The sequence below is a fragment of the Streptomyces sp. SID3212 genome, from assembly GCF_009865405.1.
In the GTDB taxonomy this organism is placed as follows: domain Bacteria; phylum Actinomycetota; class Actinomycetes; order Streptomycetales; family Streptomycetaceae; genus Streptomyces.
Genome location: NZ_WWJY01000037.1, coordinates 1 through 10,265, shown reverse-complemented (window position 1 = coordinate 10,265; position 10,265 = coordinate 1). Strand labels below are relative to the sequence as shown.

Sequence of the window (10,265 nt, the reverse complement as noted above, 5' to 3'; positions counted from 1 at the left end):
GGGCGACGCGGCCACGCTGGGGCGCGCCGTCGAACGGGCGCGGGGCATCGCGGACGTCACCGGCCTCGACGCGTACATCAACTCCGGCGGGGTGGCGGTCACCCCGGGCCAGGACGGGGACGGCGGCGCGACGGCCGAGATCCACCTCCTGGAGTCGGCGGACGGCAGTCCGACGACGTGGCTGCGGATCTCGCCGCGTACCGGCAACGACACCGGCGAGAACGCGACACACGAGCCACCGGCCCCGGCTGCTGTCCCCAACGAACCGGCGCCACGCGGCACTTACCGGCGCACCGGACCGTACGCCGCCGAACTCGATGGCACGGTCTTCGCGCTGCACGACTCACCCGTCCGCGAGCCGTCCGCGCAGGAGTCGCCCAGGCAGGAGCCGTCCGGCGAGGGCGACCGGTCCGCCGACCACGCCCTTCTGCTGGCCCTCCGGTACGCGGCCCCGGCGACGCTGGCGAACGCGGGAATCGACACGCCCGCCGACCTCCGTGACTGGCTGGGCCGGAACGTCACCGACCACAACCTGCCGCGCGAGACGCCGCTTCCGCTGGACGGGGGCCGGATGATCCCGCTGGAACTGCTGGACGAGATCGGTGCGCCGACCAACGCCTCCCAGCGCATGGAAGCGGTCCTCCTCGGCAATCAACTCCCGGTCTCGGACGTGGCCCTGGGCCCGGCCGAACGTTTCCGGCTGTTGCTGCGGGACCCGTCGTACGGAGGAGAGAACGGCACGGCGGCGCTGGCGGACGCGGTGGTGGCGACGGCCCCGCGCGCGCTGGGCGTAGAGCTGGCCGTGGTGGACCTGGACGGCCAGGTGACGTACCACGGCGGGGCCCGATACACCGTCACGGCGGACGACAGCACCCCGGACGACCACACCGCGGACAACACCACCACGGACGACAGCACCCGGGACGCCAGCACCGAGGACGACAGCACCGAGGACGGCCACACCGCCACGGACACGCCACCCGCCCTCCTCGTCCTCGACGGCGACCGCCACCTCGCCGGACTTCCGTACGGGCCGGGCGACACCACCGGCGCGAGCGAGGCGCGAACGCGCCGGGTGGTGGAGGCCGTGTCCTCCGCACCGGTGTCCGTACGGCAGCGGCTGGCGACCCGGCAGGCGCCGGACTGGATCCGGGCGCGCATCCGCTTCCTGGAGGAGGCCGAGCGCTTCGAGGAGCGGCTCGGCCGGTATCTCGGCGACCACGAGGCCGCCAACGCCCAACTCGGCGTGATGGTACGAGCGGTGTGGGACCGTGCCGTGGCGGCGGGCCGCTGGGCGGAGCTGGGCTCCGCCGACCCCACCACCGACGGCGCCGTGGGCACCGACCGGGACCGGATCGAGGCCGTGGTGGAGTCGGGCAACCTGCGGGAGCGGATGGGCCTGCTGTGGATCGGCGCCCCGCATCCGGCCGGTGGCCTGATCTCCGACCTGCTGAGCACCCCAGCTCCCATGCCCCGGTCGATCGTCGACGAGTACGCCGAGCGACTGCCGTCGAACGGGATCACCACCTACCGGGCGGTGCGCGCGCAGACGCGGGACCTGCCACCCGAGGAGCGGGCGCGCCTGCTCGCCGAGGCCGAGCGGCCCCTGCGGACAGCGGCGCGCCCCGATACCGTACGGCCGCCGCTGAGCGAGGCCGAGCGGGCGCTGATGCCGGACGAGGACCTCGCGTGGATCCCGGGGAGGAACCGCTGGGACTACGCCATGAGCAGCCGCTTCCAGGCCGCCACCGAGCCGGCCGGCGGCCTGGTCCTGGCCGGCACGTCCGGCTCGTCGCAGCGGCTGATGACCCAGGCGGTGGCGATGCGCGACGTGTGGGGCCTGGACCTCGACCTGGGCCTGGTGCGGATCGCGTTGCTGGCGGAGATGCTGACGGCGGAACACCACTCCCTGCACGAGATCATGCGGGGCTGCCAACTGGTCTTCGACCAGCTGCGGGAGCGCGGCACCCCGGAGTCACCGGACCTCGACTACATCGACAACTGGGGCCGCTACTGGCGGATCGCCCCGCTGACCGAGTCCGAGCTGCGCGAACACGTGGCTGTCGACGGCGGGTTCCCGGACGAGCACGCCTGGGACGCGACGGGACGGCCCGCCGGTGCCGGGCCGGAGGATCCGACCGGCGAGGAGGCGGAATGGCTGTCGGCCTACGGTGACACTTTGCAGGACATACGGAATGCCCTGCTGGCACTGGCTTCCGGCGCCGTACCGGACTCCGCCGACGGTTCCCTGGCCGAGATGCTCAGCCAGATACTGAACGACCTGAACGACCGCACGTAACATCCCCGACGAGGAGCCCATGAACGACAACCCCGCCACCGGAACCACGGCCCCCGCCGACGCCCCGCCCGTCCCCGAGGAGATCAAGGAGGCGGCCCGGCTCGCGCCCGACCACTGGCTGGGCATGGTCGACCCGGCCTGGTCGGGGAAGGGCGACCCGCCGAACTGGGCGGTGGTGGGCCAGTGGAGGTCCGGCCTGGACGGGGAGATCGAGGAGTGGCGGCCGAACGAGGAGTACCGCCCCTCGCCCCAGGCACTCGGCTGGCCCGCGCCGACGGACCCGGTGGACGAGGCGGTCCAGCTCGCGGCCACGGGTTACGGCCCCGGAGACGCCGTACCCCGCTCCCTGGCCGCCGCCCAGGTGGCGGTACTGCTCGCTCCCGGCGGCACCCCCCTGTCGGCCACCTCCCCCGACGGGGCGTCAGTCGTCCCGGTCTTCACCTCCCCCACGTACCTGGACGCGGCGGGCCGCTTCGGATACGAACTGATGCCGGTGCCGGAACTGGCGGCCCGCATACCGGAGGGACACGTGCTCTACCTCAACCCGTCGGGCCCGGTGAGCATGACGGTGGAGACGGAGGCGCTGCGAGAGGCGCTGGAGAAGACCCCCCAAGAAGCCGCAGAAAACCCCCCGACCCCCTGACCACCCGCCCACAAACGCGACAGGCGCCGGCACACCAACGGAGTCCCCTTAAATGACGAGCCCCATGCCGAGCCCCATGCCGACCCCTTCCGACACACCGGACAAAAATCAAGAAAACACCCCACAGAACGATCGCGCCGACGGAGGCTCGGCTCCGACGGAACCCCAGGGCGGCCCCGGCGCGGTACTCAAGGGCCAGGAGGGCTTCCGCGAACCGCCCGAGGAGTACGTCAAGGCAGCCAGGGTGGCCCCCGATCACTGGCTGTCCGTCATCGACCGCCACTGGAACGGCGACGAGGACGAACCCCCGCCGCCCTGGGCGAGCCTGGGACGCTGGCGCAGCGACGAGAAGGGCGAGATCGTCGAGTGGGAGGCGAACACCGAGTACCGCCCCTCCCCCGACGCGTACGGCTGGGCCCCACCGATCAGCCCCGTGGACGCCGCCGTCCAACTGGTGGCCACGGGTTACGCCTCGGAGGAACTGTTCGCCCTGATGCTCGCCGACGCCGAGGTGGCGGTATGCGTGGACGAAACGGGCGCCCTGGCACTGACCAACGCCCAGGACGGCACAACCGCGGTCCCCGTCTTCTCCCCCTCACCGAACCTGGCAGAGGACAAACTCCCCCCACACGAGGTGATGTCGATACCGACTCTCCTGAAGAGACTCCCCGAGGGAAACGAGGTCCTGTTCCTCAGCTCCTCCGCCCCGGTAGGCCAACTGGTCACAGCAACAACGCTAAGAAACAGCAAGTCCGACCTGGACCGCTACGAACCAGAAGCCGCCGCCGACACCCCGTAGACCGGCTGACCTGGTCCTGCACTCCTGGACGCCACGATCGGTGACGATCCACGGTTCTGCCACTACACCTTCGACGCCGCGTGGGGCCCGGGCGAGGAAGCGGGCTTGATGGACAACGGTCGGGGGACGATTTCTCCGTCCACTTCACCCCGGCCGGCGTGCTCATACGCGGCTTCGACCACGAGTCGGAGCTGAGCCCGTACGGGACGAAGGACGAGCAGGTCTGGCCCGGTGTCATCGACAAGGTGCCCGCGTCGCTGAGCTCACTGCTGGAGGACCCCGCCTTCTCCGACGAGGACATCGGCCCCCCGCGTGTCACCGCCTGCCTCTGGCGGGAGACCGACGACACCACCTGGCGCACCGGCTCGGCCCTCACCTTCCCGCCCGGCAGCAACGACCCGGACGGCTCCGGCTTCCTCTTCCGCCTCCTCGCCGACCGCTCCCCCGAGACCGTCCAGGCCCACTTCGAGGACCACTACGAGCGCTCCGTCCCCCTCGAAGCCGTCCGCCACGTCCTCGCCGGGCATCCCCTCACCCCTGCCATCGCCGCAGCGCTCAATCCGGCAACCCTCTCGGACGACGCCCTGCTCCGCAGGATCGGCGCGGATCCCGAGGCCTCCGCCTACCTGGCCTGCGACGGCGAGTTCGACCTCGCCCGCACCGACCCGGGCGAGCCGATCGCCCTGCCCAACAGCCTCCCGGTGGAGCCCGTCGCCGGCTGCAACGCGGGCGGCACCCACTACCTCTGCGGCCCCGCCGTCCCCGGCGGCCCCCGCCCCGTCCTGTACACCGACTCAGAGGGCCGAGCCACCCTGATCGCCGAGTCCCTCGCCGAGGCCCTGACCCTCACCATCGCCCTCCCGTCCTGGCACGACGCCCTGGCCGGCTTCCGCCCTCCGACCCTCAGCTCCGACTACCTCCACGACAATCCGAACCACCCCACCGTCCGCGACCGCCTCCTTGCCGCCCTCCGCCTCCCCCCTGCCACCGAGGAAGAAGCCCTGCACCGCCTCCTCACCACCGCCTCCCGCACCGTCCCCGACGGCTTCCTTCCCTACGTTCCCGACGACGAGAACTCCCCCTTCGAGCCGATGCTCGAACTGCCGCTGAGTGAGTACCAGCAATAGTCAAGAGTTGTGGGTGGGGCCCTCCGGCTCGAATGCGGTGATCTCGGCTACTGCGAGCCGGGCTTCTTGGCGAACTTGTGGGTCAGGGTGGTCGAGAAACGGCTCGATCAGGACGCGGGCCTGCGGGTCGCGGGTGGCGCTGAAGATGTAGAGGACGTATTCGAGGAGCGCGTGTTCCATCGTCGGCATGGCGTCCGCCAGCGGTTCGACGAGGTCCAGGGGCAGGCAGTGGTGGTTGAAGGCTTCGCCGATCGAGTTCAGGGCGGCCTCGCGGACCTCGGTCTGCGGCTCGTCGACGGCCAGGCCGACCAGGCGTCCGACAACCAGACGGGCCATGTCCGCGTCGAGTGCGGTGCCGCGCAGGAGGTCCCCGAGGGTGTCGGCGGCGACATCTCGACGGTTCGGATCGCGGTCGGTCAGCGCTTCGAGCGCCGCGAACATGTCGATCATGGCGCCACCTCGGACCGCTCAACCTGGGCACTGCTCTCAAGGCGCACGCCGGCGCGGACCAAAGAGACCAGGCACACGAGGTCGGCTCCCCTGATCACGCGCCATCGCACCTGCGCCGACTCGACCCGTTTGAATACCATCGCGAGCACGGCCGCCGGGCTGCCGGCGCAGCGGGTGACCCCGGTGCGGAGCTTGACCGTGGAGAACGTCGACTCGACGGGGTTGATGGTTCGCAGGTGGATCCAGGGCTCGGCCGGGAAGTCGTAGAAGGCGAGGAGTTCCTCCCAGTCCTCGGTGATCTGCGCGGCCGCCTCCGGGAACTTGGCGTCGCAGGTCTTCGTGAACGCCTCGACCGCCTTCTCGGCGCGGGTGCGGCCCTCGGCGTTGCGGATCTCCTGCATCGCCTTCATCGCGCCGGGTCGTGCGGACCTGGGCAGGCACTTGTTGACGTCGCGGGTCATGTGAACCCAGCACCTTTCCGACCGGACAGCGGGGAACACCTCGGCGAGCTCCCGCCAAAGGCCCATGGCGCCGTCACCGACCACCAGCTCGGGGCCGCGCATCCCGCGTCGGCGGCAGTCTCGCGGCAGACCGACCCACGACCCGGTGGACTCGCGCAGTCCCTCGGCACGCCGTCGGCCCAGACGTGGACGAAGTCGCGGTCGGGCAGGTCCCGGTTCTGAAAAGCGGCGTGGTCCGGGCCCCACCGCCTGGTCAGCCGGCCCACGGTCGCTGGCAACGGTCCGTGGGGGTAGAGCAGCGGCAGCACCTCGGAGATCCCCGGCGACTTGCGGCACCACGGCACGAGGATCGTCGAGGCCGGTCCGGCGGCCAACTCAGCTATGCACTGATTGACTTCCGCCTCCAGCACGGTGGCCCGCATCCGCCGGGCGCCCTCCCGGGACCGATCCACAAGCCCAGAGCGTTGCTCCCCGATCGAGGACATCATGAGGGAGACGGTCGAGGGGCCGGCCCCGAAAGGAACCGGCCCCTTCCGGCCCGCACGCTTGGCTAATGATCCAGCGTACAGCGCCGCCCCCTCGGAGCCGCTAAGGGACCCACACCTCCAGCCGAGCGATCAAAGCCGGCCAGCCGTTCCCACGATTCTCCGCACCCACCCGCGCATACCGGTCAATCCTGAAGCGGCTCGACCGCATCAAACTTCCATCCGCACATCTCGCTGAGGAAATTCTGGAGGTTACTCTGAACGATTTGTTCACGCTGCTGCAGGAACTCAACAGTTTTACTTGCCGCCAAAAGTCCCGCCATACTACGGGTCATCGCATGCGACGCCAGAACCGATTCCCACTCCACATCACCCAGGTGGACCGGCTGGTTGGAAAGGAGGATGTCGACCTCGTTGACGGGATGGCTACCGGAACAGAGAATAAGCCTGTTACCAGCAGAAAGACGCCTGCTACTCCCGACGTTCCTGGGGTTGACCACATATGCGATTGCCGGAGCTGCGGTATTGGACTCACTGATCGCTCGAGCCAAGCGCGGCTGTTCAAAACTGTCCGCCGTCAAAGGATCGCGGGGTCCGAGCGCCCAGAGTGAGCAGAGAATTATCTTCCCTGCCCCTTCATTCGTACGAAGACGCGCCACATTCGGCACAGAATGCTCAGACCGCTCCACGACATCAATAAGACCGGTCAGCGAATCGGCCATAGATCGGGTCGAGATCTTATAGGTCTGAGCCTTCATTGCCCCCGTAGCACTTCCGCGGAAGATGTACGGCCCCACCACTGCAGCCCGCCAGAACCAGGACCGAAGCGTGTCCAACGCCTCAGGGCCCGGATCGGGGTAATGAGCAAAGAAGCGCGTCAGCACCACCAATAGGAACCTGTACGGCAAGAGGTGGAAGTGCGGGACACCAGCCTGCTCCTGGACGAATTTCACAGCACGGAGCAACGCCTCCTCTCCCGCTTTGTAGGCAGCGTCCCGATCCTCTTGCCCGTTGTCGAACTCGTGATGAATATCACGCGTCACATCCGGACCACGCCTCGCCAAAATGGCTCTGAGAATGGTGTCGTCGTCAATGGTGCCGAACTGCCGCTCGACATTGATTCCGTGACCGATCCGCTCAATCGTAAGAGTCTCATCCTGCTTCGACTCGTCACCCGCATATAGGGCAGAGAATACCTCCGCCCGCTTGAGCCGCTTCCCGTAATTATTCATGCGGTCGAAAATGTCCTGAAGAACATCCGGGCTGCCTTGCTTGACCACATAGGCAGGAATAGGGAACTGACGCAGCCGCTTCGTCACTCCCGTTGCATCATCCAGATGGTGCGCTATCGCTGGGTACTTGGCGAACCACTTCAAGATCTGCTGGAGATCAAAGATAACCGGCAGCGGAATAATCAACGGGTCAGGAGAAGGGGGCGACGAGATGAACGCGCCATCCTTCAAGTTGTACGAAAGCGCAAACCGTTGGTCGGACTGTCCTGAGGGATGTAGCGCATTCGCCAACGCCGTGATGCGCTGCTGACCGTCCACGACCCATTGAGCCACGTCTGTGGCAGGCGCATCGAAGTGTAAGGCGCCCAGGCTCACACGCTGTTCCGCAGCGGGACGCTCCCACAAGAGGAGGCTCCCCACTGGGTAGCCCTTTACGATGCTGTCGAAAAGTCGTCGAACATCCTCCCGGGCCCATCGAAACCCCCTTTGAAAGTGCGGCACGCGGATCTCTCCGTTCCACGCGGCCGCGACAAGGGTCTCTACGTCAAAAGTGGCAGCAGTAGGCCGCTCTTTCAGGCTGGACACGCTTTGAAGCTCCCAAGTTCCATGAACCGCACATGCGGACTGTCAGATGATCAGGATGCCAGTTCACGTGGGCCAAGGTGGGTGATTCCGGCATCTTGACGGAATGACATCACCGATCATGATCGACAACCGCGATGCTGTCGTACCGGACGCGTATTCGAGTATCGCTCAAGCCTTCCAGAGGCTTGAGGTGCACCTGACGCCAACTCGGAATGTCCAGCACCGATCCAGCACTGGATAGACGAAGGGGCTGGCTCCCGGAGGAGTCGGCCCCTTCTGAACTGCATGTTCGCCACGTCAGCGACGTGGTGTTGTTTCGTCCACTCACACGTTGAAGCGGAACTCGACCACGTCGCCGTCCTGCATCACGTACTCCTTGCCCTCCATGCGTGCCTTGCCCGCCGCGCGGGCCTCGGCTACTGAGCCCGTAGCGACCAGGTCGTCGAAGGAGATGACCTCCGCCTTGATGAAGCCCTTCTGGAAGTCCGTGTGGATCACGCCGGCCGCTTCGGGGGCCGTGGCGCCCTTTTTGATCGTCCAGGCGCGGGATTCCTTGGGGCCTGCCGTCAGGTACGTCTGGAGGCCCAGGGTGCGGAAGCCGACGTGGGCGAGGGTGGCCAGGCCCGGTTCTTCCTGGCCTACCGACTGGAGGAGTTCCAGGGCCTCGTCGTCGTCCAGTTCCGCCAGGTCCGATTCGAGCTTGGCGTTGAGGAAGATGGCCTCGGCGGGGGCGACCAGGGCGCGCTGGGTGTCCTTGAAGGTGTCGTCCGTCAGCTCCTCCTCGTCCACGTTGAAGACGTAGAGGAACGGCTTCGCGGTGAGGAGGTGCAGGTCGTGGAGGGGTTCCGCCTTCTCCGTGCCCTGGACCAGGCCCGCCGAGAACAGCGTCTCGCCCTTCTCCAGAATGGCCTGCGCCTCCTCGATGGCCTTGACCTTCGGCAGGACGTCCTTCTTGATGCGCGACTCGCGCTGGAGGCGCGGGAGGACCTTCTCCACCGTCTGGAGGTCGGCGAGGATCAGCTCGGTGTTGATCGTCTCGATGTCGTCCTTGGGCGAGACCTTGCCGTCCACATGGACCACGTTCTCGTCCTTGAAGGCCCGGATGACCTGGCAGATCGCGTCGGACTCGCGGATGTTCGCCAGGAACTTGTTGCCCAGGCCCTCCCCCTCCGAGGCGCCGCGCACGATGCCCGCGATGTCGACGAAGTCGACCGTCGCCGGGAGGATCTTCTGCGAGTTGAAGACCTCGGCGAGCTTGGTCAGGCGCGGGTCGGGGACGCCGACCACCCCGACGTTCGGCTCGATGGTGGCGAACGGGTAGTTGGCCGCCAGCACGTCGTTCTTGGTCAGGGCGTTGAACAGGGTCGACTTGCCGACATTCGGCAGGCCGACGATTCCGATCGTGAGCGACACGTTGACGACTTCCTGGGGAGAGGGGAGAGGGGAGATGATGGGTGGAGAGTGTGGGAAGACCAGTTTACGGGCGGTGGTTCGCGCTCCACGACGGGTTCCGGGGCCCCACGACCCGCCCGTACGCCTCGAACGCAACGCCAAGCTCCGCCAAAGGGCGTGTCCTGTGCCGGATTCGTCCCCCTCCGCCGCCTACGTTGGTCCGGTGGACCAGCACAGGACACGTCAGCCCCAGCGCCGGACCAGGCCGGGGACACCCCCTTCGCCCCGGGGCGCCGTCGCGGAGGCCGCGAGCGTCCACCGGGTGCCGCCCGCGCCGGTACGCCGGGTGCCGCCGGTCGTCGACACGCTCCGCGGTCTGCCCAACCCCCGGTTCACCGGGATCGGCGCGGGACTATTCGCCACTGCCGTCATGGTCTTCGTCGCGTTCGTGGACGAGCTGCTGTTCGACGGGGCGCCCTTCCCGTACGGATTCATGTTCCTGCTGGTGAGCGGCGTGACAGCGCTCTGGGTGCGGGAGGCCGACCTGGTGACCGCGCCGATCTGCGTCCCGATCGCCTTCGCCGTCGGTACGATCCCGATCGCCGGCGGCACGGGCGGGTTCGGCGGGAACATCATGGCGGTCGTCACCGCGCTGGCCGTACACGCGGGCTGGCTGTACGGCGGCACACTCGTCGCCGGCCTCATCGCGTCCGTACGCAAGATCCGCCAGATGGGGCGCCGCCAGCTCGCCCGCGACATGGCCGCCGCCGCCGCGAACCGGGCAGCCGGAGC

The 10,265-nt window shown here is 68.2% G+C and carries 9 protein-coding genes; 5 read left to right on the top strand and 4 right to left on the bottom strand.

Annotation, left to right across the window (positions count from 1 at the left end; genetic code table 11):
- The 4 genes from GT042_RS01600 to GT042_RS37950 form a co-directional block, all read left to right on the top strand.
- The coding region (locus GT042_RS01600; protein ID WP_161306894.1) for a hypothetical protein at positions 1 to 2,299 on the top strand (2,299 nt) is incomplete at its 5' end.
- A gap of 19 nt (positions 2,300 to 2,318) precedes the next feature.
- On the top strand, positions 2,319 to 2,942 hold the full coding sequence (locus GT042_RS01595; protein ID WP_161306893.1) for a type VII secretion system-associated protein: 624 nt from the start codon (positions 2,319 to 2,321) through the stop codon (positions 2,940 to 2,942).
- Positions 2,943 to 3,018: 76 nt separating this feature from the next.
- On the top strand, positions 3,019 to 3,741 hold the full coding sequence (locus tag GT042_RS01590; RefSeq protein WP_161306892.1) for a type VII secretion system-associated protein: 723 nt from the start codon (positions 3,019 to 3,021) through the stop codon (positions 3,739 to 3,741).
- A 158-nt stretch (positions 3,742 to 3,899) separates the two neighbouring features.
- On the top strand, positions 3,900 to 4,868 hold the full coding sequence (locus GT042_RS37950; RefSeq protein WP_237530378.1) for a hypothetical protein: 969 nt from the start codon (positions 3,900 to 3,902) through the stop codon (positions 4,866 to 4,868).
- Here GT042_RS37950 and GT042_RS01580 read toward each other — a convergent pair whose 3' ends face one another.
- From GT042_RS01580 to ychF, 4 genes are all read right to left on the bottom strand, one after another.
- Positions 4,869 to 5,318, bottom strand: coding sequence for a hypothetical protein (locus GT042_RS01580; protein WP_161306891.1), 450 nt, complete (start codon positions 5,316 to 5,318; stop codon positions 4,869 to 4,871).
- On the bottom strand, positions 5,315 to 5,881 hold the full coding sequence (locus GT042_RS40030; RefSeq protein ID WP_345943639.1) for a transposase: 567 nt from the start codon (positions 5,879 to 5,881) through the stop codon (positions 5,315 to 5,317). Before GT042_RS40030 ends, GT042_RS01580 begins: the two co-directional genes overlap by 4 nt.
- Before the next feature lie 568 nt (positions 5,882 to 6,449).
- Positions 6,450 to 8,081 (bottom strand): DUF262 domain-containing protein, encoded by a 1,632-nt coding sequence (locus GT042_RS01570; RefSeq protein WP_161306890.1) that lies wholly within the window; start codon positions 8,079 to 8,081, stop codon positions 6,450 to 6,452.
- 324 nt (positions 8,082 to 8,405) lie between these two features.
- Positions 8,406 to 9,494, bottom strand: a complete 1,089-nt coding sequence (gene ychF / locus GT042_RS01565) for a redox-regulated ATPase YchF (protein ID WP_161306889.1) — start codon at positions 9,492 to 9,494, stop codon at positions 8,406 to 8,408.
- A 202-nt stretch (positions 9,495 to 9,696) separates the two neighbouring features.
- Between ychF and GT042_RS37945 the strand changes: the two genes are divergently transcribed.
- On the top strand, positions 9,697 to 10,265 hold a 569-nt coding region (locus tag GT042_RS37945; protein WP_161306888.1), incomplete at its 3' end, for a DUF6542 domain-containing protein.

Coding starts and splice junctions, on each gene's coding strand:
- GT042_RS01595 (WP_161306893.1), top strand. CDS start 2,319: ATGAACGACAACCCCGCCACCGGAACCACGGCCCCCGCCGACGCCCCG.
- GT042_RS01590 (WP_161306892.1), top strand. CDS start 3,019: ATGCCGACCCCTTCCGACACACCGGACAAAAATCAAGAAAACACCCCA.
- GT042_RS01580 (WP_161306891.1), bottom strand. CDS start 5,318: ATGATCGACATGTTCGCGGCGCTCGAAGCGCTGACCGACCGCGATCCG.
- GT042_RS40030 (WP_345943639.1), bottom strand. CDS start 5,881: ATGCGCGGCCCCGAGCTGGTGGTCGGTGACGGCGCCATGGGCCTTTGG.